This is a genomic window from Sulfurospirillum deleyianum DSM 6946 (assembly GCF_000024885.1).
Lineage (GTDB): Bacteria > Campylobacterota > Campylobacteria > Campylobacterales > Sulfurospirillaceae > Sulfurospirillum > Sulfurospirillum deleyianum.
In genome coordinates, this window is record NC_013512.1 from 1,554,450 (window position 1) to 1,580,082 (window position 25,633).

General features: G+C 40.6%; 27 protein-coding genes. 4 read left to right on the forward strand and 23 right to left on the reverse strand.

Annotated features, from left to right (window positions below):
- Positions 1 to 106: 106 nt before the first annotated feature.
- The gene (locus SDEL_RS07760; RefSeq protein WP_012857304.1) at positions 107 to 1,417 is read right to left on the reverse strand and encodes a DEAD/DEAH box helicase; all 1,311 of its coding nucleotides are present in this window, start codon (positions 1,415 to 1,417) and stop codon (positions 107 to 109) included.
- A gap of 96 nt (positions 1,418 to 1,513) precedes the next feature.
- On the opposite strand from SDEL_RS07760, the gene SDEL_RS07765 reads away from it, so the two are divergent.
- Positions 1,514 to 1,981 carry a hypothetical protein gene (locus tag SDEL_RS07765; RefSeq protein ID WP_012857305.1) on the forward strand — a complete coding sequence of 156 codons (468 nt, stop codon included), beginning with the start codon at positions 1,514 to 1,516 and terminating at the stop codon, positions 1,979 to 1,981.
- 68 nt (positions 1,982 to 2,049) lie between these two features.
- Entirely contained in the window at positions 2,050 to 2,391 is a 342-nt protein-coding gene (locus tag SDEL_RS07770; protein ID WP_012857306.1) for a zinc ribbon domain-containing protein YjdM, read from the forward strand.
- Here the strand turns inward: SDEL_RS07770 and SDEL_RS07775 are convergent.
- The 5 genes from SDEL_RS07775 to SDEL_RS07790 are packed head-to-tail and all read right to left on the reverse strand — an operon-like array spanning position 2,388 to position 5,195.
- A complete protein-coding gene (locus tag SDEL_RS07775) occupies positions 2,388 to 2,714 on the reverse strand; it encodes a branched-chain amino acid transporter permease (RefSeq protein ID WP_012857307.1) in 327 nt (108 codons plus the stop codon). The genes SDEL_RS07770 and SDEL_RS07775 overlap by 4 nt on opposite strands.
- Positions 2,704 to 3,378, reverse strand: a complete 675-nt coding sequence (locus SDEL_RS07780; protein WP_012857308.1) for an AzlC family ABC transporter permease — start codon at positions 3,376 to 3,378, stop codon at positions 2,704 to 2,706. Before SDEL_RS07780 ends, SDEL_RS07775 begins: the two co-directional genes overlap by 11 nt.
- A 21-nt stretch (positions 3,379 to 3,399) precedes the next feature.
- Positions 3,400 to 3,570 carry a hypothetical protein gene (locus tag SDEL_RS12160; RefSeq protein ID WP_012857309.1) on the reverse strand — a complete coding sequence of 57 codons (171 nt, stop codon included), beginning with the start codon at positions 3,568 to 3,570 and terminating at the stop codon, positions 3,400 to 3,402.
- Between the two features lie 8 nt (positions 3,571 to 3,578).
- Positions 3,579 to 4,367: a flagellar basal-body rod protein FlgG gene (gene flgG / locus SDEL_RS07785; protein WP_012857310.1), complete on the reverse strand. Its 789-nt coding sequence runs from the start codon at positions 4,365 to 4,367 to the stop codon at positions 3,579 to 3,581.
- Between the two features lie 24 nt (positions 4,368 to 4,391).
- Entirely contained in the window at positions 4,392 to 5,195 is an 804-nt protein-coding gene (locus SDEL_RS07790; protein WP_012857311.1) for a flagellar hook-basal body protein, read from the reverse strand.
- Positions 5,196 to 5,374: 179 nt separating this feature from the next.
- Here SDEL_RS07790 and rpoD point away from each other — a divergent pair, with 179 nt between their 5' ends.
- Positions 5,375 to 7,228 (forward strand): RNA polymerase sigma factor RpoD, encoded by a 1,854-nt coding sequence (gene rpoD, locus SDEL_RS07795; protein WP_012857312.1) that lies wholly within the window; start codon positions 5,375 to 5,377, stop codon positions 7,226 to 7,228.
- Positions 7,229 to 7,231: 3 nt separating this feature from the next.
- Positions 7,232 to 7,915 carry a transcriptional regulator gene (locus SDEL_RS07800; protein ID WP_012857313.1) on the forward strand — a complete coding sequence of 228 codons (684 nt, stop codon included), beginning with the start codon at positions 7,232 to 7,234 and terminating at the stop codon, positions 7,913 to 7,915.
- A 65-nt stretch (positions 7,916 to 7,980) separates the two neighbouring features.
- Here the strand turns inward: SDEL_RS07800 and SDEL_RS07805 are convergent, their stop codons facing one another.
- From SDEL_RS07805 to SDEL_RS07880, 17 genes are all read right to left on the reverse strand, one after another.
- The gene (locus tag SDEL_RS07805; protein WP_012857314.1) at positions 7,981 to 9,105 is read right to left on the reverse strand and encodes an Opr family porin; all 1,125 of its coding nucleotides are present in this window, start codon (positions 9,103 to 9,105) and stop codon (positions 7,981 to 7,983) included.
- Positions 9,106 to 9,259: 154 nt separating this feature from the next.
- Positions 9,260 to 9,697, reverse strand: a complete 438-nt coding sequence (locus SDEL_RS07810) for a Dps family protein (protein WP_012857315.1) — start codon at positions 9,695 to 9,697, stop codon at positions 9,260 to 9,262.
- A 151-nt stretch (positions 9,698 to 9,848) separates the two neighbouring features.
- Positions 9,849 to 9,971, reverse strand: coding sequence for a hypothetical protein (locus SDEL_RS11905; protein ID WP_012857316.1), 123 nt, complete (start codon positions 9,969 to 9,971; stop codon positions 9,849 to 9,851).
- Between the two features lie 81 nt (positions 9,972 to 10,052).
- Positions 10,053 to 10,874, reverse strand: coding sequence for a DUF4198 domain-containing protein (locus tag SDEL_RS07815; protein ID WP_012857317.1), 822 nt, complete (start codon positions 10,872 to 10,874; stop codon positions 10,053 to 10,055).
- Between the two features lie 77 nt (positions 10,875 to 10,951).
- Positions 10,952 to 11,254: a hypothetical protein gene (locus SDEL_RS07820; RefSeq protein WP_012857318.1), complete on the reverse strand. Its 303-nt coding sequence runs from the start codon at positions 11,252 to 11,254 to the stop codon at positions 10,952 to 10,954.
- Positions 11,255 to 11,264: 10 nt separating this feature from the next.
- Complete coding sequence (gene feoB / locus SDEL_RS07825; RefSeq protein WP_012857319.1) at positions 11,265 to 13,733, reverse strand: ferrous iron transport protein B; 2,469 nt, start codon at positions 13,731 to 13,733, stop codon at positions 11,265 to 11,267.
- Entirely contained in the window at positions 13,730 to 13,954 is a 225-nt protein-coding gene (locus SDEL_RS07830) for a FeoA family protein (protein WP_012857320.1), read from the reverse strand. Before SDEL_RS07830 ends, feoB begins: the two co-directional genes overlap by 4 nt.
- A 120-nt stretch (positions 13,955 to 14,074) precedes the next feature.
- Positions 14,075 to 15,307 carry an NnrS family protein gene (locus tag SDEL_RS07835; protein WP_012857321.1) on the reverse strand — a complete coding sequence of 411 codons (1,233 nt, stop codon included), beginning with the start codon at positions 15,305 to 15,307 and terminating at the stop codon, positions 14,075 to 14,077.
- Positions 15,304 to 16,041 (reverse strand): ABC transporter ATP-binding protein, encoded by a 738-nt coding sequence (locus tag SDEL_RS07840; protein ID WP_012857322.1) that lies wholly within the window; start codon positions 16,039 to 16,041, stop codon positions 15,304 to 15,306. Before SDEL_RS07840 ends, SDEL_RS07835 begins: the two co-directional genes overlap by 4 nt.
- On the reverse strand, positions 16,029 to 16,811 hold the full coding sequence (locus SDEL_RS07845; RefSeq protein WP_012857323.1) for an ABC transporter permease: 783 nt from the start codon (positions 16,809 to 16,811) through the stop codon (positions 16,029 to 16,031). Before SDEL_RS07845 ends, SDEL_RS07840 begins: the two co-directional genes overlap by 13 nt.
- Positions 16,808 to 17,776, reverse strand: a complete 969-nt coding sequence (locus SDEL_RS07850) for an ABC transporter substrate-binding protein (RefSeq protein WP_012857324.1) — start codon at positions 17,774 to 17,776, stop codon at positions 16,808 to 16,810. The genes SDEL_RS07845 and SDEL_RS07850 overlap by 4 nt, the downstream gene beginning before the upstream one ends.
- Positions 17,773 to 19,893, reverse strand: coding sequence for a TonB-dependent receptor plug domain-containing protein (locus SDEL_RS07855; protein ID WP_012857325.1), 2,121 nt, complete (start codon positions 19,891 to 19,893; stop codon positions 17,773 to 17,775). Before SDEL_RS07855 ends, SDEL_RS07850 begins: the two co-directional genes overlap by 4 nt.
- A 69-nt stretch (positions 19,894 to 19,962) precedes the next feature.
- Complete coding sequence (locus tag SDEL_RS07860) at positions 19,963 to 20,379, reverse strand: hypothetical protein (protein WP_012857326.1); 417 nt, start codon at positions 20,377 to 20,379, stop codon at positions 19,963 to 19,965.
- A gap of 8 nt (positions 20,380 to 20,387) precedes the next feature.
- Positions 20,388 to 22,433: a TonB-dependent receptor plug domain-containing protein gene (locus SDEL_RS07865; protein WP_012857327.1), complete on the reverse strand. Its 2,046-nt coding sequence runs from the start codon at positions 22,431 to 22,433 to the stop codon at positions 20,388 to 20,390.
- A gap of 30 nt (positions 22,434 to 22,463) precedes the next feature.
- Positions 22,464 to 22,772: a hypothetical protein gene (locus tag SDEL_RS07870; protein ID WP_012857328.1), complete on the reverse strand. Its 309-nt coding sequence runs from the start codon at positions 22,770 to 22,772 to the stop codon at positions 22,464 to 22,466.
- A 66-nt stretch (positions 22,773 to 22,838) separates the two neighbouring features.
- Positions 22,839 to 23,474 (reverse strand): hypothetical protein, encoded by a 636-nt coding sequence (locus SDEL_RS07875; RefSeq protein WP_012857329.1) that lies wholly within the window; start codon positions 23,472 to 23,474, stop codon positions 22,839 to 22,841.
- Between the two features lie 18 nt (positions 23,475 to 23,492).
- Positions 23,493 to 25,457, reverse strand: a complete 1,965-nt coding sequence (locus tag SDEL_RS07880) for a TonB-dependent receptor domain-containing protein (protein ID WP_012857330.1) — start codon at positions 25,455 to 25,457, stop codon at positions 23,493 to 23,495.
- Between the last annotated feature and the right edge of the window lie 176 nt (positions 25,458 to 25,633).

Here is a 25,633-nt window from a genome sequence, read left to right on the forward strand (position 1 = left end):
TTTAAAGCAAAGCTCTAAAGGCTACGTTAACACTGGGTTTTCCTAGACGGAATGCCCACGCACCTTTGGTGCTTTTTATTCTTGCAAAATGAGTTTTGCAAGAAGTCTATTTAACTTTACAATTTTTAGCGCCAATGCCACACGTTTTAGCGGCTTTCTTAGCTTTATTCGCTTTAATCTCTTCTCGTTTTTTACGAAGCCCGTTAGGACGTTTATTGGCTTTTTCACGATCAATTTTAGCTTGAATCGTATGTTTTTTTGCCTCTTTTTCAACCCACTCTTTGGTTTCAAAACCAGGATAAAACTCGGTTTTAATCGTATATTTTAAAATCTTTTCAATCTCTTTAAATTTATTTTTTTCTTCTTGCGCAACAAGCGAAATAGCTCTTCCTTCTTTTCCCGCACGCCCTGTTCGTCCTGCTCGGTGTGTATAATCTTCTGCATCACCTGGTAATTCATAGTTAATAACATAAGGCAAATCTTCGATATCAAGCCCACGAGAAGCAATATCCGTTGCAACAAGCACTCGAATAGCATTTTCTTTAAACGCATGAATAGCTTGCGTACGTTTGGAGTGCGCTTTATCGCCGTGCAAAACCAGCGTTTTTAAACCACTCGCATTCAAATACTCCCCAACCTCATCCGCACTCTGTTTGGTTTTGGTAAAGACTAACACTTGATGCCAATTATGGGTGCCTATCATAAAAGAGAGCAATTCGCATTTGCGTTCTTTATCAACAAGATAAAGCGTTTGTTCTACTTTTTTTGCAAAATCACCTTGATTATTAATAGCCACCGTGACAGGCTTTTTCAAGCTGACTTCAGAGAGACGTTTGACCGATTTTGAAAGTCCCACAGAAAAAAGTAGCGTTTGGCGTTTTTTAGGGAAAAGTCCCAAAAGCGTTTGCACTTCATCCCAAAAACCCATATCTAAGATTCTATCAGCTTCATCAAAAACAACAATTTCAACACGAGACAAATCCACATTGCCAAGCTTCACATGCTCCAAAAGTCTTCCAGGCGTTGCAATCAAAATATCAATACCTTTATCCAACTTTTTGGCTTGTGGGGTAAACTTCACACCACCATAAATCGCCGCACTGCTAAGCGGTACATTTTTGCCATACGCTTGCACACTCGCACCCACTTGCGAAGCCAACTCTCTGGTTGGAACCAAAATCAGCGCTCGTACCACTTTGGAAGTCGTTGATTTTTGTGTTTTTTTATTTAAGATATGAAGCAATGGAAGCGCATACGCCGCCGTTTTTCCCGTTCCCGTTTGCGCCGTTGCCATGACATCTTTACCCTCAAGTACCAAAGGAATCACCTTGTTTTGTACGGGTGTAGGTTTGGTATATCCTAACTCACGCACCGCATCCCTAATGGGCTCGCTTAAGCCTAATTTTTCAAATACCATTGTATTTCCTTCTTCTTTTATCTACTTTTATTGTACCTAAGGTTTATTTAAAACATCGACTACTAGACTTTGAGCATACAAAAGCAAAGGATTTTTATGAAATACATCTTGATGCTCCTAAGCCTATTATTTTTCATGGGCTGTGCTCCAAAAATTGTTGATATGGCAACCATCAACCCTGCAATCAAACCCCTTCCAAACCAAACTCTAGCGGTTTATGATGAGAGCATGGATGCCATTTTGTTTTACGAATTTTCTCAAAAAGAGGGACTTTTAATGCAACAAACATGGGGGAAAATCCTCCCGTTTCGTGTGGAGTTTATGGATTTGTGGATGACTGGATTGGGGCATGATATCAAAAGGCTAACCTCTAATCACGCTGAAGAAATACGCCCTGCTCTGATGTACAATGCCAAAATACAAGGCTTAAAAACTTTACATGTAAACCAAAAAGACTACCTTATTGAGACGGATTTTGCTGAGCAAATGGTTGATGTCATTGAACAGTATGAAGAAAAGATGAAACGCTATGAGAGAGATAGAAAATTTCCTTTTCTTTTATAGCGCAAAAGCAGTTTATCTCTTTTTGAGAGGCTTTTAGGCATACTTTCGCCAAAAAAGAGAGGAAATCTATGGAAAATTTACCCGCATGTCCAAAATGTCACTGCGAATACACCTATGAAGATGGAGCAATGTTTATCTGCCCTGAGTGTGCGCACGAATGGGAAAAAGTGAGCACTTCAAGCGAAGAGAACAGCAGGGTTGTCAAAGATGCGCATGGAACGATTTTAGCCGATGGTGACACCGTTATCGTTATAAAAGATCTTAAACTCAAAGGCTCTTCAGCGGTCATCAAAGGTGGCACCAAAGTGAAAAATATTCGTCTTAATTTTGAGAGTGATCACAACCTTGACTGCAAAGTTGAAGGCATTGGGGCGATGGGATTAAAATCGGAATTTGTCAAAAAGGCTTAACAAAGCACTTTTTGAATTAAGACCATATAGATAAGTGTTGCGGTAAAAATGCTTAAGAGTGCGTTTTTAAAACTTACATGTAAAGCTATCGCAACACTCACCCCAACAATCTCCGCCAAACCGTAAGGATAAACCTCCCACTTCACATCTTTTAAGGCGTAAAAAACCAAAATCACCATAATCATCAAAGGCATATTACGCTCAATGTAGCGTATGAGAGGTGATGGCTCACGATTTCGAAAGAGCATAAAGGGAATGAGGCGTGTCGCATACGTCGCAAACATAGCAACCACAATGCCTCCGATAAGATAACTACTCTGCATCTTGCATACTCCTTTTAAAAACAATCAACACAAACGCCGCCAAACAAAGTGATAAAATCAGCATCTTTTGCGGTGGAAAAAACACCATGCCAAACAACCCAATAATGAGCGCTACCAAAAACGGCTGATGCAGTCTGCTTTTTTTATACAACTCAATGGAAAGTACCACAAACAAAGCGGTCAATGAAAACTCAATGCCCTCGTAATTAAAAGGAACGACATTGCCTAAAACCGCACCCAATACACTGCCCATAATCCAATAGCATTGATTTAAAAAGGTAATGATAAGATAAGCCCTTTCACGGTGCTGCTCTTCAATCTCACTCGTTTTTAAAAGTGCAAACGTCTCATCGGTGAGTCCAAAAATGAGGTAATGCTTTTTCCATGAAAAATTTTTAAAGGCTGAAATCATGGAAAGCCCATAAAAGGTATGACGAAGATTGAGCAAAAAGGTGGCAATGGCGATTTCTAAAATGGTCGCTTGTGAAGCAAAAAGAGTGAGTGCCAAAAACTGCCCTGAACCTGCAAAAATAAACAGGCTCATAAAAAAAGCGTAGTACCATGGAATAAGCATTTTGGAAAGCAAAAGTCCAAATGCCATACCCAAAGGAATATAGCCCATTAAGACGGGAATGGTCAGTTTAAAAATAGCAAAAAAATTCATAGCATATCTTTACATGTAACACTATTTTTTGATGTAGCGATTGAGATAGTTTTGAGTGGCGTTTTGCTCCTCAATCTTTTGAGAAAGCTCTTTGTTTGGAGCTTCCTCGCTCAGTGTTGTATCGGAAAAATAGAAAAAATCAATCGCTAAAATAATAGCAATGATGACAAAAATAGGAATCAAAAAAAGCATACTAAAATCTATTGTTTTAGCGCATTAACGGTTTGAAGCATCTCATCACTGGTGGTAATCGCTTTGGAGTTGGCTTCATACGCCCTTTGCCCCGTAATCAAATCCGTCATCTCTTCCACCAGCTGCACGTTACTCATTTCAACAAACTGCTGTCTGGTTTGCCCAAGACCATTAAGTCCAGGTTCACTGACAATCGGGTCTCCCGAAGCAGAGGTGTTAATGTAGTTATTATCACCCAAAGAGTGAAGACCTGCTGGATTAATGAAGTTTGCAAGCTCAATCTGCCCGATTTCATTCGTCTCAGTTTGTCCTGCTTGAAGCACGGAGACAACACCGTTCACACCAATGGTAATTTGTGTCGCATCCTCAGGAATAGTAAGTTCTGGTAAGAGTCTATACCCATCGCTATTGACCACACTTCCTTCGCTATCAAGCTTAAACGAGCCATTTCTCGTATAGCCTGTGGTACCATCTGGAAGCTGAATTTGAAAAAAACCATTACCCGTAATGGCAACATCAAGCGAGTTACCTGTCTCTTTAAAGTTGCCTTGCGTAAATTGCTTTGCAATGGCTGTGGGGCGAACACCAAGACCTACTTCAATGCCTGTAGGAGAGGTGCTAGTAGCACTGGTTGACGTTCCTGCATACGTCATGGTTTGATACATTAAATCCGCAAACTCCGCACGCTGTTTTTTATAACCAATGGTATTGACGTTTGAAATGTTATTTGAAGTCGTATCGATTTGCGTTTGCTGCGCAATCATACCCGTTGCAGCAGTATAAAGTGAACGTATCATCTTTGCTTAGTCCTTACCTAAAATTTATGCTTTGGTTGATGCAAGTTTTGAGATTGCATCTGAATTTAAATCATTCATGTGTGATTTCATCACTTTTTGGTACATCTCCACCAAACGATTGGTTTCAATAAGCCCTACCATCTCACTTACGGGATTAATATTGCTAGTCTCTAAAAATCCTTGCGCAACAAAATCCCCATTTTCAAGTTGGGTTAGCTCATCCGTGCTCTTAAAAGCATACAAACTCTCACCCTCTTTAGTGAGAGACTTAATGTCATCGCTTTTTACCAGATACATCTGTCCTATTTCATCATCCCCGACAAACAACGCTCCACTTTGATTGACACGAAGTTCTCCATCTTCTGGAACTTCAATGTATTGCTTGTTTTGAAAATAGGTCGAAGGAAGCACAGGATAGCCCTCTTTGGTGGTTAAAATACCTACATTATTTAACGTAAATGAACCATTTTGCGTTAAGCGAATACCATTGGGCGTTTCAACCATAAAAAACGCATCATCACGCTTCAAGGCAAAATCAAGCGCATTACCTGTGTTTTTGATGCCACCTTGCTCATACTTAATGTACTGCTCGACAATATGAGGAACCCTAGACATCGCTGCATTGACAAATTTACTCGCCTCTTTGGTATTGTCACGTAAGGGCATCTCTTCTTTGTATTCTTGAAAAATACGTTTAAAATCTCCCACAACCACATCATCTCTTTTAAAAGCTGTTGTGTTTAAATTGGCAAGATTATTGGAGATAACATTGAGTCGATTAAACTGTGTTACCATTGCGCCTGTAACGTCATAATAGCCATTTTGCATTGTTTTATCCACATAGTCAAAAATTATTTTCTAACTAAAGCAACTCCTGTTCCACCTTTGAAAAATAAGAGCTTTAATGATAATTAAAAGAAAACTCGGTATAATCCACATCTTTTTTAATGAGAAAACATAAAAAATCAAAATCTCCAACACCCTTACTCTTAAGGAGAGTTACACCCATGGCTTCAAAAGAACTGTATACAGAATTAGAAGAGCTTTTTGTCGAAAATGAAAAATCTTATGTCACGTATGAAAACGTGATGGAACTCTTTGTAAAACCCCCAACACCCGCAAACGTTAAAAAGTTGATGGGATTGCTCGAAAAATACAAAGTCACCCTTATTTCTTCTGCTGAAATTGCGAAACTTCGCAACAAAGAAGAGGCAAAAAAACGTGAAGAAGAGCGCCAAAAACTCCAAGACGAAGCCTTAGAAGACGAGTTTGACCTTGCCAGTGAAAAAGAGCTTTTAGAGTGGTCAAGAAGCGACAGTCCTGTGCGTATGTATCTAAGAGAGATGGGACAAATTTCGCTTTTAACCAAAGAAGAAGAGATTGACATTAGTAAAAAGATAGAGTTTGGCGAAGATATTATTATTGATGCGTTTTGTTCAGTGCCTTATCTTATCGACTTTATTTTAGATTATAAAGAAGCCTTGATTAATCGTGAACGCCGTGTTAAAGAGTTGTTTAAAACCTTTGAAGATGACGATGATGGCGATGACGATGATAGCGATGATGGGGAGGAGTTTGATGAAGAAGGGGAAGAGAAACGCCCCCTTTCTAAAAAAGATAACTCTCGAACCGAAAAAGTCATCGAAAGCTTTAAAGCCTTAGAAAAAGCAAAAAAAGATTGGATGAAGAGTTTTGCTCGTCCACCTGAAGAGAATCTTGATGCTGAAGAGATGATGAATTACGATTTGGCATTGGCGTATAAAAAGAAATTGCTTAAAGACGCATTGATGGATTTAGGGCCAACCAGTAAACTCATTAATGAACTCGTCAAATCTATGGAAACAGCTCTTAAGAGTGATTTTGAGTTTGATAAAGAACTCAAACGCCTAGAGTATCGTTTACCTCTTTTTAACGAAACACTCAAAGAAAATCATCAAAATCTTCTTAAAAACATCATTGATTTAAACAAAGAAGATATCGCTACAATGGTTCCAGAAGCTACAATGGTTTCAACGTATATGGAAATTAAAAAGCTTTTTCAAACCAAAGAAGCCAGTAAGCAAGGCTTTGATTTGGACCCTGAAAAGCTCAAAGAGATTTTGGAGCAAATCAAACGGGGTAAAAAAATTGCCGATGAGTCTAAAACACGTATGGCAAAAAGTAACCTTCGTCTGGTTGTTTCTATTGCTAAACGTTACACCAACCGAGGCTTGCCATTTTTGGATTTGATTCAAGAAGGAAACATTGGTTTGATGAAAGCGGTTGATAAATTTGAGTACAAAAAAGGGTACAAATTTTCAACCTACGCCACATGGTGGATTCGTCAAGCCATCTCACGTGCGATTGCCGATCAAGCCCGTACCATTCGTATCCCAATTCATATGATTGAGACCATTAACCGTATCAATAAAATCATTCGTAAACACCTTCAAGAAGAAGGTAAAGAGCCAGACATCGAGACCATTGCATTGGAAGTGGGCTTGAGTGCGGATAAAGTTAAAAACGTTATTAAAATCACCAAAGAGCCTATTTCGTTGGAAGCGCCTATTGGTAACGAAGACGATGGAAAATTTGGTGATTTTGTCGAAGATAAAACATCCATTGCCCCTCTTGAGCATATTTTAAAATCAGACCTTAAAGAGCAAATTGACGATGTACTTGATCAGCTCAACGACAGAGAAAAAGCGGTCATCCGTATGCGTTTTGGTTTAATGCACGATGAGAGCGATAGAACCTTAGAAGAGATAGGTAAAGAGCTTAATGTCACTCGTGAACGTGTGCGCCAGATTGAAAGTTCTGCCATTAAAAAGCTTAAACATCCAAAAGTAGGAAGAAAACTTAAAAATTATATTGAAAGCTAAGCCATGAATTTTGCTGAAGAGTGGATAGAACACGACTACAATCCTTTTATTGTCTTTGATAGTAACGGTAAAATCATCTCCCTCAACCAAGAAGCCCAATACCTTCTTGGTGAGGTCAATCATAAAAAGATTTTTGATATTGCACAAACGTATGCAAGTATTACCTATGGCTTTAAAACGACCATTGTCGATATCGTTTTTAACTCTTATAAATTCTATGGCATCACCGTTGGCTATTTGGATGAAAATGTCATTGGTATTAAACTCTATAAAAATGCTACTAAAAAGTTTACACACGTCGAAGAGTATGGAGAGAGTGTTAATATCTATGCACTGCTAGATTTGTGTATCAGTGCAGTCGCAACAAGTTCAACGATTAAATTCAAAAAAGAGTTTGACCCTACCTTCCCTGATATCTATTTAAATGTTGAAAATTTTATGAAGCTTTTAACCAAAATTTATCATGCCCATCTGCACGCTACAACAATCACCACACGACTTTCACTGATTACAGGCGAATATATCCGCTTTAATAGTAAAAAATATCCTATCTTTTCTATTGCCATTAAAAGCGATAGCCCAGCCATACATTTTGAAAAAAATATAGAAGAAATCGCACAGAAGAGTAATTGCACGATTCAATGTGAACCTCATGAAACGGTTATTCAATCCGCTTTAGTTTCTTAAATACTTTTTTACATGTAAAGCATTCGCACTTTACATGTAAAAATAGTTTATACCTCAGATTTTACTTAAAAGTTATAAGAGATATGAGCTTTATAGGCGTCATAACTCTCATCTTTTTGGTCATTATCAATATTCGCATAGATCAAAGAAGCTTCAAGATTTTTGATAATCTCATAACTCACGCTCACATCTAACTCTTTTTCTTTAAATTTTTTATCAGCATCCCCATCATAATATTTGGTTTGCCCATACAATGCGCTAAGCGTAACTCCCTCAATTTCATACGAAGCACTCATATACGGTGTTTTTGCCTCAGGATCAAACACGTGGTTGCCTTCTTCAAATGGCGATTGATCACCCAACTCATTTAAACCTCCCATACCATCATCATGCGTGCGCATATACCCAGCAGCTAATGCTACACCAAAGAGTTCTACCCCTTGCTCAAATTGGGCAAAAGAGCCATCTTCCACGTCTGCCACATCGCTGTTGACTGTAACATAGTGCGCCATGGTTGTCGTTTTAACCGCATCACTTGGCTCAAGACTTAGGGTTGCTTTCATACCATACGCATTCAACAAATCATTACCATAATAAAGATAAGGATTGAGTTCTAAAATTTCTACGGGTGTGTATTTGGCATCGAGCATATAGACACCATCGTGTCCGTTAATTTTGGTAAAACGCTCTGAAATTTCATCAATATCAATCACCGCATTGGAGTGTGCCCATGCCATACTAAGCACTAAATGATCGACTGCGGTTACTTCAGCACTCACACCATCAATATAGTCTGTTAGCCAATTAAAATCAACATCTTGGCGTCCCAATACTACTTTGCCCATTCCCTCTTGTTCGATTTTAAGATAAGCTTTTGAAAGAGCCATTCTATCTCCCATCGCCTCATCGTACGCATCATGATAGCTACTGGTTTGAACACTACCCCAACCAGCAACACCCACGCTCACACCATGAAAAGGAGCCGTTTCAAACCCTACATTAAGATAACCATTAGAAAAACTATCGTTTTTACTCTCGCCTTTTCTATCATTATGGACACCAAACCAACCCACAGTACCTGTAACCTCAGCTTTTGTAAGTGCCTCTTCAAGTGAAGTGGCATCTGCTGCGACACTGAAAGAACTTCCTAAAATCAACGCCGCTAAAACATGTGAATAACGAAATTTCATCTTTGACCCTTTTAATAATTATTGATAACTAATATCGAATAGTATGTAAAAAGAGCTTAATTCTTGATAATATGATAAAAATTATCATTTTAATTTGATAAGAAGATTGAAGTATTGAAAGAAGAAGCACACGCAAGAGCGTGTGCTTTAGGGATTAAGCAAGGGTTGCTTGATACATCCAAAGTTGTTTTTCAAGCTCGGCAACTTTTTCATCTGCCATTGCCATCGTTGTGGTATCTCGAACCTCTTCTGCAAGTTTAGAGAGTTTAACCCATTCTGCATGCATTGCTTCTAGTGCTTTAACCACATGGGAAATCACTTCTTTAGCTTCAAATGAATTTTTAGTCTCTTCTTTAAGCGTTGAAGCCTCTACAATTTCAGAAAGAGTCACTAAAGGCTTACCGCCTAATTGTAAAATGCGCTCTGCTGTATCATCAAAAATTTCTGACATTGCATCGTAAAGTTTTTCTGTCATCTCATGGACTGGAAAAAACTGCATCCCTTTAACATTCCAATGATAGTTATGAAACGTGACGTATAAAACGTGACTATTAGCTTGAATCTCTTGTAATTGTTTAATAACTTTTGACATCATAGACTCCTTAAATTTATTTTATTGACGAAAAAATTATAGCATACTATTCTTAAATAATAATAATTACTAACTAATAGATTAATTTTCTTACCCTACCTTGAACGTAAGATATACGAGACGTCTTGCATAACTCACTGAAAAAAGTCTACTACTTTTTCTTGACATTGCAACTATCTTTGCCACATCCGCACCCTTTAGTTTTAAAGAGTGTTCGATAAAGATAGTAGATAGCACCCAACGTAACCAATCCTAAAAAAATGTTTTCAAGCATGATAAAACCTTGTAAAATGAGAGTAAAAAGAGGTTTTGGAGTCTTTACATGTAAAGATAAGAGGGAAAACCCTCTTTCTCTTTATTTCATAGGTTTAGCTTCCACCCAAATCACGGCATCTTGACTGAGTTCTTTGCCTTTATATTCTTTATCCACACCCACACCCAGTGCTGCAAATCCCCAAAATCCAGCTTTTGGAAGTGCAAAGGTAAACTCACCGTCTTTATTGGCTTTAATGCCCATCGTTACAAACGCATCTTGTGGAGCTTTTACACGATCTTTTCCCATTTTATTGTTTTTAATATCCACATCTCGATTGATATATTCTACTTCAATTTCAGCAAAAGGAACAGGTTTGCCATTGGACTTAACCACACCAGTAAAACTACCCCCTTCCCAAATTGCATAGGGCTTTGTCAAAGGAACGATTTCGGCTTTAAGCCCTAAATCCGCATCCCAATCCGTTGGTGTTCCTGCAACATTCACGATGGTTTTGGTAATTTGCTGGATGTACGCATCTTCACCTTTTTCATAATAAGGTGCAGGGGTTAACACTAAAATGTGATCACCCATTTTTTGCGCTTTGTACTCAGAAGCAAAGCCTTTGCCACTGTTATGATTGCCTTTAAAGGTAATCTCTTTCAGGGTTGATTTCAAATCCGTTTTTTGCTCTTTATTGATAGCAAAAAAATCTACCACAGGCGCTAGAGCGTCGCTGTCGTGTTGTTTGCCCATATCCATGGTATGTTCATCCGCAAACGGGTGAGTGAAAACATGACGCAATTCTATTTTTCCCCCTTTTTCGAGTGCCATATTGGGTGTATAAAGCATTTGAAAGTGCGCTAACGCACTTGAGGCAATCACGGAAGAGACCAACGCAACTTTAAGAAAACTTTTTGTCATAAAAACTCCTTTATAATGTTAATAATTACTATCATCTAAAAATCATAAAAAATACTCCCAAAAAAGAGTATTAAACCCTACTGAACAATATCCTTACCATCAAGCACAACTTGATGTCCTTCCCCCGCATTAAAGATAGCAGTATAGGTACCACTTGGTTTTTTAAAGGTAAATTCACTGTTTTTACTCATTTTATCTTTAATAAGAACCTTACCATCTTGCTCCACCCTAAACTCCACACCACTCGCACTACTGCCATCACTAAAACCACCCTCGCACGTAATCGTGCCATCGCCATTATCAAAGCAATTCATAATTGCAGAGTGTGCAAACAAAGAACTTGCGGCAACTAAGATACCCAATACACTTTTTCGAAACATTTTTTCTCCTTTATAAAGTTTGATTTCTAAATCCACCCAACCAGCTATTTTGACGGTTTGGCATCAAGCCTAAAAATAACGCTAAAAAGACCACGGCTACATAAAAATAACTCATTGCCTCTACCCCACTCCAACCCGCTACAGAGCCAAAAGAGAAGAGAAATGAGGAGATAATCACACCCAATGTAATCGGAAAGAAAATAGCAAAGAACATCCATCTGTAACTGTTAGACTGCATCTTCACCACAATCATCGTCGCAATACAAGGAGGCGTTAAAATCATAAAAATAATAATCGCCACAGCGTGTAATGGCGTATACCCACTGTTCTCATACATCGCCTCTTCCGCACGTTTGGAGTCTGCTTTGTTATTTTCATACAAAGAACCCAGTGTGGCTACCGCACTCTCACGTGCTGCAAAAGAGCTTAAAAATGCCACGTTAATCTTCCAATCAAATCCCGCGAACTGTGTCACTGGCTCCATAGAATGTCCGACCATTCCCAAAAAGCTATTTTCGATTTTTTCGTTTTTGATTTGACGCAACACATCTTTGCGGACATTAGATATCTGACGCAAAGCGCTATTAATCATTTTGGCATCTTTATCGTTTTCAGGTTTGACGAAAATAAAAAGCTTTTCATCTTTTTTCAAAAATGACTCATCCACGCTTTTCGCCCCCTCTGCGCCTGAGGAAACCATACGTTTGGCTTTGTAATTATCATAGTAATTGATAAGCGCTGAGACCTCTTCTTTGGTATCGACCCTCTCATAATAAGAGGATTTTTTGACTTTTGTATCAAAGGTACTGAGTGCTTGTGCTATTTTTTCATCGTATTTTTGCTGCGCGTCCTCACTTAAGCCTGGAAACTGTAACATCGCAAACAGAACAATCGCCACGGCTAAAACAATGGTCACGACCTTATTGATATAGACCCACACCCTTTGTGCCGAACGAATAATAACCCCCTTAAAGGTGGGCAAATGATACGGTGGTAACTCCATCACAAAAGGAGCCGTTTCTCTGTTTTTTAAAACCGTACTGGTTAAAAGTTTGGAGACAATCAGCGCAATAAAAAGGGTCACCGTTGAGATATAAAACATCATCAAACCCATCTCTTCTTTAAAAAATGCGCCTAAAAGAAGGGTGTAAAAAGGAACTTTTGCCAGACAGTTCATATAAGGAACCGCTAAAATCGTAGCCATTCTCGCTCTCTCATCCGCAATGCCTTTGGTAGACATAACCCCAGGAACGGCACATCCCCCTACCATCGCTCCGCCTAAAACCAGAGGAAGGGTAGATTGACCGTGAAGCCCAAATTTTTTAAAGACCTTGTCTAAAATAAACGCAAGGCGTGGCATATAGCCCACATCTTCCATAATCGCAATCAACGCAAAGAGAATAAAAAAGATAGGAATGTAGTTAATCAGTGCAATCGCACTATTGATCATCCAAATCGACAAATCTGTCATCATCGGCACACGAATCAAATCAGGCTCAGGCAAAATATCAATCACAAAATTTTTAAACATAGCTAAAAGTGGCCACGTGTAATCGGTGAGCTTGTATCCATACACGATGGAGAGCTCATACACCAAAAACATCACCAGCAATAAAATAGGAAAGGCTAACCAACGGTTTAAAACAATTTTATCGACTTTATCCGTGAGTGTCTCTTCGTGCAGTTTAGTCACTTTCACACATTTATGAAAAACAACATCGGCTGAGTCATAACGAATAGAGGCTAAAAATGCGCTAATATCTTTATCGTATGTTGCATGAAATCGCTCTTCACACGCTTTGGCTTTTTCTTGCAAATGGGTAAAATGAGAACCCAACTTCTCCACAAGCGCTCTATCTTCCTCTAAAATCTTAATCGCCAACCAGCGTCTGTTTAAAGGAACATTCACCTCAGCAATTTCAGCCTCAATCTCTTGAATAAACGCTTCTAGCTCTTCATAATTAATTTTAAAATTTTGATACTGCTCTTTTTGCTGGTACGCTAAGACAATGGCTTCCATAATCGCTTCAGCACCCTCTCCTTTAGCCCCACTCGCACACACCACAGGAACACCTAGCATCTCTTGCATCTTAGGCACATCAATATCAATACCCCTACGACTTGCGACATCCATCATGTTTAAGACAATCACCACAGGAATCCCAATTTCAAGGAGCTGAAACGTGAGGTAAAGATGGCGTTTAATGTTAGAAGCATCCACAATGTTTACAATAATATCAGGAGACTCATCGTATAAAAAATCCTTAGAGACCCGCTCTTCAAGCGAATAGGAGCTAAATGAGTACGTCCCTGGTAAATCCACCATCTCAACTTTTTCATTTTTGTAGTCAAAACGCCCTACTTTTTTATCAACGGTAACCCCTGGATAATTAGCAACATGCTGATGAATACCACTGACAAGATTGAAAATCGTTGATTTTCCACAATTTGGCTGCCCCGCAAGTGCGACTTTTATCATAAAACCTTCACCTCTAAAAGGGTTGCTTCATTGCGTCTTAGGCTGACAAGATAGTTTTGAATGCGTAATTCCATCGGGTCATACAAAGGAGCTTCTCTCACAACTTCAATATCCGCTCCAAAAATAAACCCCATGTCAAGGAGTTTTTGTTTGAGTTTTCCCGCACCATGAATGTTCACTAACCTGCACTTTTGCCCTTTTCTCAGTTCACCTAAATGCATACTCTTTCCTTCGTTTTAATTGAGAAATGATAAGCAAACTCAACTTAAAAGAAGATAACTTTGATAGCTATTCTCAAATAATTGGGCTAAAACATGCTCTACAATAGCGCATTAAGGGGCTTATCCCTTAATGCCATCCGCACGTGAAGAGAGTAAAAAAAGACGAGTTTTAAAGAAGAAAAGAATAAAAGGGGCTATCCAAAGTAAAATGGAACTGCCCATAAAGGCACTGTACATCTCAGGAAAAAATGCCACCCCTGCACGTAAAAGGGCAGAAGCACACAACATCAAAACCCCAAAAGCTATCCACGGATAGGAGCGAAGTACCCTTCCTGTATGCACATAGGCAATGATCACCATCACCATAAAAAAGCTCAGACCAAACGCACCAGAAGTGAGAAGATGACGCATGTGATTTTCCATACCCAATCCCATCAAATGACTCCAGCCAAGAGCTAAATACCCAAGCCCTAAAAAAACAACAATCGACGCTAAATAGAGCGTAAAAGGCTTAAAAAAAATAGGCGTATAAGGCAAATTATAATCATTTATAATGCCAAGACTTGAAGCTCCCGCGGCAAATGCTAACCATGAAAGCATGCTATTGGAAGGAGAGAAAAACTCCACCACGCTAAATAAAGCGATGCAAAAAACGGCTAAATTGTAACGATACGGCTTTGCGACAAAGACATCATCAATCTTTTCATGCGTTAAAATCTCATTAATCGCTTCCATATTTACCCTTCGAAGCGCTAGGACGATAAGCACCATAAATGCACCCACACTCGCTTTTAAAATCGCCATCGCTTCCCAGACAATGTAGCCTCCATGAGAGAGAAAAAACGCCCCTTGCAAAAAGGTAATCACAACGATGGTATAAGCAATACTCGCATGACGCTGAAGTGGGTCAAGTACAACAGGTTTAAACGCCCATGCGATAATGACCAACGAGAGCGCAAGGTTTAAAGCGCCCACCACCCAAATGGTAAGAATATCCATAAACCAAAAGCTCACTCGCCCTGCTATCCACAGCGCCATAATATTCATTAAACGCTTTCCGATGATAGGCACAAGACCTGGGAAAAGCTCAGGAAGTCCCGTGAATATAAACGCCATAATCCCTGCAAATCCAACCCCAAATACCAGCTCATAAATATGCCAAACAACAGGATTTTTCATCCATGGAAAACTCAAAGTTCCTTGAAACACAAGCCCCCAAAGGAGCATACACACGACCATGTACCACGGCAGAATTAAGAAAATCGGACGAAAACCGTACGCTAAAAAAGGAGGGACGTTTTTTTCATCAGGGTAGTATTTATAATGTTTGGTGGCATTGATTGGCTCACTCATGCACTCACCTTTATCTCAAAAATTTCACGAATTAAAGCATCCTCTAAAAAGGCTTTGGTTTGCTCAAACACAAAGGCATCATCTCTAAGACCTTTGGGTGTTTCTATCTCATAACGTGCGACAATTTCACCAGGGTCACTCTTTAAGAGTAAAATCGTATCGCTCAGTTTTATCGCTTCCATCACATCATGGGTAATAAAAAGAACGCTCATCTTTTGCCTCTTACACGCCTCTAGCACAAAGCTTTGTAGCTCTTTTTTCAGCCCAATATCCAAAGCTGAAAAAGGCTCATCTAAAAAAAGAAGCTTAGGCTCACCCATGAGTGCTCGTGCAAAACTCACCCGCTGCCTCATCCCCCCGCTTAAATCTTTGGGATACTTTTCCAAATCACTCTTTTCTAACCCAAATTTCAATGCCAAATCAATCGCTTTTTGCTTCAAAATAGCCTCTTTCATCTTTACATGTAAAGGCATCATAATATTTTCTAAAGAGGTTTTCCAAGGCAGTAATCTCGCATCTTGAAATGCAAACGCACTGCTTGAAAAGCTATTTTCCACCTCGCCCTCCGTCACATCCAAAAGGTTAGCACAGAGTTTTAACAGTGTGGTTTTGCCACCCCCACTAGGTCCTACAATGCTGATAATTTTGCCCTCTTCCAACGTAAAGTGAATATCCTGTAAAATCTGCGTAAAGCCATAGTAAAAATTAAGCTCACTGACTCTTAATTGCGCCATGATTCTATCTCCCTTTTCATGGGTTCTAAGATGATGTACTCCACAAAAAAGAGCACCCCGATGATAACACTCACCAGTGCAAGTGCAAGAGGTGTATCCAGATGACTCCTCGCAATCGCCAGACTTGCTCCTATGCCATCGCTACTGCTAAGAAGCTCCGCCATAATGACAATTTTCCAGCTCATGCCAAGCGCACTGACCCATGAAGGAAAAAGATAGGAGAAAAGATGCGGGAAATACAAATCCCTCACCTTTTGAAAAAAGCCGATGTGAAAACTCTCCATCATCTCTTTTAAATCCCCCTCAATGGTACGACTTCCTTGAAGCGCTCCCACAAAAACAATGGGAAAGGAAGCGATAATCACCGTAAACATCACGGTCATATCCCCCAGCCCAAACCAAATCATAGCAAGGACTATCCACGCAATAGGTGGAATCCCCACCAAAATGGTGACAATCGGACGGCTCATCACCGAAGCGGTGATAAAATACCCAGCCAACAGTCCTAAAAACGTTCCCACCACAAGAGACACCCCAAAACCAATCAACCCTCTCTTGATGGTCAAATACAAATCCGTATGAAACGACGCATCGCTAAACAGTGTTCCCATACTCTCAAAAACCACCTTTGGAGAAGGCAAAACAAGCTCTCCGTAAGTTTGAAACCCAAACTCCCAAAGGGCTAAAAAGAGAAAAATAGAAGCAATAGACCCCCACCCACTCCACAAAAACCACGGAAAATCTTTGATGACTTTAAGTAAAAATCTCATTGGTAATAAAAACCTTCATCAGGCATTTTAGAGCCAATCAGTTTTGGCTCGATTTGCATCAAAATCTCAAAAAACTGCTCGAGTGCTACTTTACTCTGTTGGGCACTTTGAAGCTCAAACTGCGTGTGTGCGATAGAGTCGCTAATGGCTTCGACTTTAAAGGTTTTCAGCGTTTTTTCAACCATTTCACCCGCTTCCTTAGGATGGCTTTGATACCATAAAAGGGCTTTTGTATACTCTTCATTAAAACGCGTGATTATTTCTCTATCCATATCGCCCACCACGCTAAACGCCGCTTGTGGGACTTTTGGCTCTACCTTAAAGAGTCTGCCCCACTCGCTTTGAAGATTCAAGCTTCGATACAGGGCAGGAGCGATGAGGCTCACAGGAAACGAACCCGTTTTACGCATCGCCATCGAGGTGGCAGGTTCTGCTAAAAGCACATGATCCGCACGACGCAAAAGAAGCATCTGCATCGCATCGGGTGGATTTGGTACATATTTAAGGCTAAAATCTTTTTTAACATCCAATCCCGCTTGTTTAATGAGCGCTTGAAGCACAATGTCAGGCATATCGGCACGAAACGGAACGATAATCTCCTTGCCTTTGAAATCCTCAATGTGCTTTAAGTTTGCATCTCTGGAAAGAATCTCCAAAATTCCCCACACAGGAACATTTAAAAGCCGAATCGGCTCTTTTTTGTTGTAAAGATTCGCAGCGACATTGGTCGGAAGGGCAACAAAATGCACCTCTTTTTTTAAAAGAAGGGCACGGAGTTCATCGGGATTTTGCCAGAGTTTAAACTCTACGTTGTGCGCCACATCTTTTAACGCACCGGTTTCAATCAGTCGAAGAACCGGATGCGAAATACTTGAAAAAGGACCTGCAATAACCAATTTATCGAGTTTTTCCACTCCAAAGCTAAGGCTTAAAAGCCCTAGCCACAGTATAAAAAGTTTTTTCATAAATGCGCCTTTGCGCCCACAAAGAAGTAACGCCCACTGCTACTGCCTAGCACATCGTCCACCCCTTCGTTGGTGAGGTTGTTAATGCCTCCATAGAGTGTCACGGTTTTATTAAGCGCATAATTCACACCCCAATTCACACTCACATAACCATCGGCGGTGGCATCAACAAGGATTTGGCTCGGTGTTCCACGGTTTAATGTTTTAAGATAATACTGCTCACCAACATAGTTCACTCCCACATAACTTGAAAGCGCTTTGCTCAATGCATAATCAAGTTTTGCGCCTAGCATACGCTCTGGCGTAAACTCCAAATCCTTCCCGCTCTCTTTGTTTTTCGTACGAAGTTCACTCCAAAAAAGGCTCACATCAAGATGGGATAAGAGAGGTTGCGCCCATGAGGCTTCCATTCCATAAGTTTTAGCTTTAGGAACATTGATAAACGTATAATAATTCCCCGTATTGACCTCAGAAATCATATCTTCAATGTCATTATAGAAAAGCGTAAAGTCATACTTACCTACACCCACTTTTCCACTCGCACCTAGTTCATAACTGTTGGTAAATTCAGGCTTTAAATCATACGCACTGGTTTTACCCACACTCGCATCAATAACCTCAGCACCACGCTGTACGCCTGTGGCGGTATTTTTATAGATGTAAAGCTCTCTGATGTCAGGCGTTCGATACCCTTGCGCAAAATTGGCTCTTACATGTAACGCTTCATCAAAACGATTCACTGCGCCAATTTTAAACGTGGCTTTGCTATCAGCGTTGCTAATTTCATCAAAACGCCCACCCAGTGTAATGCTCAAATCCTCTGTGGCTTGCCACTCATCTTGCAGATACCCAGCAGTGTAATCCACTTTTTTAGTACTCATCGTATTGGCTAAGGTAAAGACACTTCCCTCACGCTCTTCAAAACGTCGCTCTATGCCAAAAGTTAAGAGGTGGTCATCATGAATCAAATAATTGGCACTGGCTTCATAGGTCGTAGTGTCCACATTAGCATCCATACCATTTTGCGCCGATGCCGCTTCGGAGGTATAGCCCATATCTGCCCAATATTTGGCGGTGATGGTACTTCGTTTTTCATACGAACTGTTGTAGGCTCGAAGCATGAGAGTTAGCGTATCGCTCGCTTTGATTTTAACATCCGCCCCAATATCAAGGCGTTCATTTTCATCTTCAGAATTGACAGGCACGTTAAACGCTGGAATGGTGTAAGCGGTAGGATGAAAATAACTCAAGTAGGTTCCATCTCGCTCTTCAGTGAAATGGTTAAACTCAATCCCCGCCACAATGTTATCACTAATATCGTACGTCAAACGCCCACCTTGTGTCGAGACCTCACTCTCATCACGGTAGCTAACGTCAACATTCTCATAGCTATTGGGTAATTTAGTACTGATATTAGGATTTGGATGTGCGGAGGGTTTAACCAACGTGTTTACACCTGCTTTAGCGTACACATCGCCATTTTCTTTTTGGGTATATGGAGTGGTATGCGTTTCATTGGCGTAGAAACTATACCCTAGCTTTTCATATTTTCCACGAATGGCGATATTGGCGTTTTTATTCTCATCTTCGCCATGTCCATTGGCACCATAACGCACCCCAACATCCACGTGAGGTTCATTTTTTGGCTTTTTGGTGATGATGTTCACCACGCCACCCGTTGCATCTGCCCCATAGAGCGTACTCATAGGACCTTTAACGATTTCAATACGCTCAATTTGAGAAGCTGGGATTCGCTCCAAATCATAGGGATTGGCGACTTCTCCACTCAAACGTCTGCCATCAACCAAAAGAAGCGTTCCCTTAGCTCCCATACCACGAAGGACTAAAGAGCCTTTAGAGGCACTGCTCGCACTGGGAAATGTTCCATACTGAACACTAAGACCAGGGGTTTTGGTGATAATATCTTTAAGCGATTCTGCGCCCAAACGTGCAATATCCTCTTCATCAATCACAACAACACTAGCACTCACTCCATCAATATTCTTTTCCGATTTAGTGGCAGTAGAAATGGTGGTAATTTCTTCTAAAAGTGTGGTTTCACTTGTCATTAAAACACTTGCAGCGGCCAAAGAGAGCCATAAGCCTTTATAGTTCATACAAAAATCCTCCCAATAAAATTAAGGAGGATTATATCATATATTGATTACGATTATCAATGATTTAAATCAATTTTTCTGTGCACCTAAAGCAAGGTATTTTTGCCACTGCTCAGGTGTTAAAATCGCTTGAAAGGTTTTATACGCATCTATTTTAATATCCATCGCCTCTCGCTTAATGGTACTAATTTGGTCAAGATAGGTTTTAAGCTCTTCTTTGCTTTTGCCTTGTTTGAGCAGCTTTTGTACCCGTTTTTCCAAACCAAAGGCTTCATTCATTTTGGCTTGATAGCGCTCGTGCATTATGGGTCTTACCTCTTTAGAGATACGAATCATCTGATCGCCATTTAATTCCAACGCCCCACTTTTAATCGCACCACCAGGCATCTCCAACGTCACCAAATCATGAATCACAAAGTTTTCATTTTTACCCTGAGCCATCAAAGAGAGGCAAAGACATGCCATCACAACCATACTTTTTTTCATGTTTATTCCTAAAATTTATAGTTAAAACCCACATAATAAGCAAACTCAGGCAAAAGCCCTAGATACTCAGGAGTTCTCTTTTCAAACACATTATCCACGCCTGCAAAGACATCGGTGTTCTTGAAAAGCTCCCTAGCAATCACCTTAACATTGGTTACGCTAAAGCCTCCCACATCTTCACCCTCAAGCCCCTCTTGCTCCCCAATATACTTCGTGGTTGAGCGAAACTCTAGGTTATGAATAGGTGTGTAACTAAGACTCACACTAGCCATACGTCTTGGAACATCTGTGAGTTTGGTATGCGCTGTTTTGTTTTGCGCATCTTGAATGTTATAGCCTAATTGAAGCCATAGTGTTTCATGCAATCCCACATCAAAAGTTGCTTCAATCCCCTTAATTTCACTGTCGCTAATGTTTTCAAAGGTGGTGTAGTTGCTGTAAGCAACTTGAGAGATTCTATCATCAATGTTCGTCTTAAAAGCTGCAACATCAAACATCCAAGCATCGCCATGTGTTAGAAAACCCACCTCAAAGGTTTCACTGGTCTCAGACTTTAAATCATACTGTGAACTCTTCCCAACACTCGTATCTATCACGGTTGCGCCTAATATCTTTTTACCATTGGGATTGGTTTGATTGACATAGAGTTCTCTATCATCAGGGCTTCGAAACCCTTGAGCGTAACTGGCTCGAAGCTTTAAACGCTCCAAAAGATCATACGTCGCACCAACACTCAAAGAGGTCTCCTCTTCATCAGTGGAAGTTGTATCGTAACGAACTCCATACACCAGATGGAGTTTTTTCAATGGTGTCATCTCATGCTGAATAAAAGCGCCCGTATAGGTTCTATCGTCCACATCATACGCCGTGGAGGATACATCATGGATGCGGTGTTCTGCACCTGTAACGATGCGATTGTTTTGATCCAGCGTCCATGTGAGTTGTGCGTCATTGGTGAGATACTCTAGCGTTGAGACATTGAGGCTGGATTTGGAAGCCTCAATGGATGCGTAGCCTAACTCACTCCACAAAGGGGTGTAGACTTTTCTGTCTTTTTCATAGCGTGAATAGGCAAGGTTATACTTTACATGTAAAGCATCACTGGGCGTATAATCAAATCCTGTGGCGATGTTAAAGCGCTGATTGTCATCGTATTGGTGCGCTGGAATATATTTTGCCATAATGGTATTACCACCGTTTTTATAATTAGTCGCATAACTATCGCTAATATACAACCCATCTTTTTTCTCTTCAAGATACGAAGCTTCGATGTACGCTCTAAAAAAATCACTAAACTCATACGCCAAAGAGCCACCCACCGTTTTGGTTTCTAAATTATCGGTGTAGTTGTTGCTTATGGTATAACTATTTGCAAGATTGCTTCGTAAACTTGCCCATCCACCTGCTCCGATTAGCGCAGAAGGAGATTTTTCGATTCCTGCTTGCATCACTTTGACATCAGCGGTTTTAGACTTTGAGTAGGCATCACGGTTAAGGTAGTTGGCATAAAAGCTGTAGGAGAGTTTATCCGCTCTGCCTGAGACAAAAGTATCCACGCTCTCTTTATCTTTTCCACCCATCACTTGCACATTGCCACTCACATCCTCTTTGGTGGGTTTTTTCGTGATAATATTAATCACCCCACCCATGGCATCACTGCCATAAAGCAGACTGGAGCTCCCCTTTAAAACCTCTATGCGCTCAATCATACCTGAGGGAATTCGCTCCAACTCATAGGTTTTTGAAAACTCTCCATTGACCCGTTTGCCATCAATCAACAAAAGTGTATCAGCATGCCCCATCCCTCGAATGCTGATGCTTTTTCCTGAAGGTGCAACATAGAGCCACGGTGTCGCATTTAAAACCTCGGAGAGATTGCTCGCACCTGAATTTTCTATGGCTTCTTGCGTAATCACTTCGACTTTTGTGGTTTGCTCACTTACACTCTTCTCACTTTTTGTACCAATCGTAACGATTTCGTCCAAGACCTGCACATCACTCGCACACAAAGCCACACTTGCCATAACGCTTCCTAGAAAAACTCTTCGTATCATCAACACAACTCCTTTTTACATGTAAAGCGATTATTTTAAGATGGAGCGGCTAGGAATGGTTAAACTGTGCCCATCGCCACCATCAAACACTGCGGTGTATTCGCCTTGTGGCTTTTTAAAGGTAATCTCGCTGTTCTCATCAAACTTCTTCTCAAAAATCACCTTTCCCTCTTGCACCACCTTAAACATCACCCCCGCCGCACTAGAACCATCACTAAATCCCGCCTCACACGTAATGGTCGCATCCGCATTTTCCATACAACTCATCAGCGCTGTGTGCGCAAACAAAGAACTTCCTAAAAGGCTCATCAAGCCCATAACAACAACACTTTTTTTCATTTTTTTCTCCCAAATCTCTTTACATGTAAAAAGAAAATGGCACATTGACGTGCCATTTTCACAGCCTTATTTCACACTAAAATGCAAAGTCATCACATAATTGGTTTGATCATATTTAATGCCCTCAGCCTCACCTTTGGTTTTATCGGTGTAGTCAAGTTGTGCCACATAATTTCCAAGCCATGGAGTTTGAATGCTTACTTTTCCCGCTTCATCACTCATAAAATTTTTACTCCATGTATTAGGAGCAATGAGTGCTACTTTGGCTTTAGGAAGCGGTTTGCCATCCATCATCAGTGTAAAGGTATTGCTATGAGGAGCGTCTGGAACCATGTCAAGCGCTAAAAGCGTTTTACTCTCACTGCGTCCCTCACGTGCTAGAAAAATGGTACGCACCGTAAAATCAACAAATTTTCCCTTGCGAGGGGTCATCACTTCTGTGACACCCATATCGCCTACTTTATTAACAAAAATGGCAATGCCATCCTCACCTCGTACCGTTTTAAGGTACGCATCTTTGGGACTAAGCTCAACGCCTTTAATAGCATCCAAACGCTTACCATCCGCCTTTTCTTTGAAAGAAGGAAAATGCCCAAAATATTCATGAATCACAGAGCCCTCACGCTCCAACCACACCTGATGTGCTGCCAAAGGCGCACTTAAACCAATCATTGCCATAACGGCTAACAAACTTTTTTTCATGTTTTCTCCTTAAGATGATTAAAATACGTATTTAAAGGACGCTCTAAAATCCCGCCCCGCCTCTTCCACCAATGTATCGCCACTTTCAATGGATGTCTGGGCGTAATACTCTTTATCAAAGAGGTTATTAATCGCAAAATAGAGCGTTAAATTTTTAATGGATGCTGGTGTGTACTCCAAAGAGAGGTCGTGTACCACATAACTTCCCCGCTCAATCTCATCGTCCATTTTACCTACCGAAGTCAGCGTATAACCTAGTGCAAACTCTGGGTTTATGCGCCATGAATTGTCCCAGACAAAGGTATCTCCCACAGAACCAGCGACTCTTCTTTCCAAAATCGCTACGCCGTTTTCATCTTCCACATTGGCATGTAAAAAGCTCAAAGAGGTTTTAAAAGGAGCCAGAGCGTATGAGGCTTTAAGTTCGTAGCCTTTGGAGATAATATCCACATCGCTGTTGTAAATATTACTAATCGTCGGTCCACCCGCTGGATTTTTACGAATCAAATCAGAGATGGTTGTTTTAAAGAGGCTCATTCCTAGTGTCATACTATCGCTATCGCTAAAGAGACTTCTGTTTTTATAACGAAGACCCCCTTCTATCTGCTTCGAGCTTTCAGGCTCCAAATCACCATTTAATGTGCCATTAAAAGTGGTAGTAGCGGTTGCGTTCGAGAGCCATTGCACCGGAATAACACTGCCAATTTTCATCGATTCACTGTAATTGCTAAAGGCGTTTAGTCCCTCAAAAAGCTCCACATCTAAGCCAACATTGGGGGAAAATTCATGCCCAGTGACTTCATTGCTAGGACCATATTCGATGGAGTACTCATCCAAACGCACGCCATAACGTAGGGTGGCAATTTTGTAGTTAGAACTACCCTGAACAAAGGCTCCTAAGGTTTTAGAGGTATTGGTGATGTCTCCTGAAGTGGTTTGAGTCACACCATCTTCAATGTCATAATCCATCCCCACGCTGTAAAAATGGTTTAAAGCACCTGTTGCAAAACCAAAACTGTTTTTAATGTTTCCACCGTAGTTTTCACTGGTCACATCGGTATTGTTGGTTTGATTGTCATAATTGCGGTCGTTGTAGTACAGATTGGTTTTAAGATCAATCCACTCGCTTGCAGGATTGTAACGATAATCGAGTGTATAGGTATCTCTGGTGGTGAGAATATGACTGGTTGGCGTATTGGGATTAGGCACACCCATATCACTTCCAGAACTTCCTGCGATATAATGCCCATCGTTGGTGGTATGCGTCGCCCCTAGTTTTAAACTATGGTCATAATAATCCAGCAAACTCGCTTTGAAAAAATAGTTTCTATCTTTTACCGCCGTATTATCGGCATCACCACCCTCACCTGTACGGTAATCATGCTGGTTAAGCCCTGAAACATCGAACAAAATGCCCACATGCCCACTTTTTCCATAGAGCGAAGTTCCACCACGCACACCTTTGGAAGCACTGTAATAACCACCCCTAAGCGTTGCGCCTAACTCTTGCCCCTCCGTGAGCAAATCTTGCGCGTCCACCGTTTCAAACGCAATGCTTCCGCCCAGTGCGCCATTGCCTTTATCGGCTCCTGCGATGGTCGAGACCTCAACACTTTTAAGCAAAGAAGGGTCAATGCTTCCCACATCACCCATGTGCTGAAACAAACTTCCACCCTGCTTTGCACCATCAATGGTAATGTTAAGGTTGGTTCCTTCTATGCCTCGTAAATAGACACGTTGAGCATTTCTCGCCCCACCACCCACCGAGATAGAAGGCTCATTTTTAAAGACCTCTTTCATCTCTTTGGCTTGATTTTTCTCTAAACTCTCTTTAGAAATCACTTTAGCCTCACCAATGCCACTGAGAGACTCTTCCAGTAAGGTCACACTCTCTAAGGTTACAAAAGCATCGGCTAAAACAACACGGGGGATTAAACACAACGAAGCTACTAAACTCAGCCCTAAAACGCCTTTTTTGCGCATACTCTCTCCTTAGGAATCTTTACATGTAAAAAGGTAAATATCCTGTTTTTTAAAGGTAGAAGATACTGGCTGGCTAAGTGTTGTGGCTGGCTATATCATAAATGAAGGTGATAGTATAGATAGAAGTAGCTTAATTATCTATAAATATGATAATCTTTATCGTTTTATTCTTTATG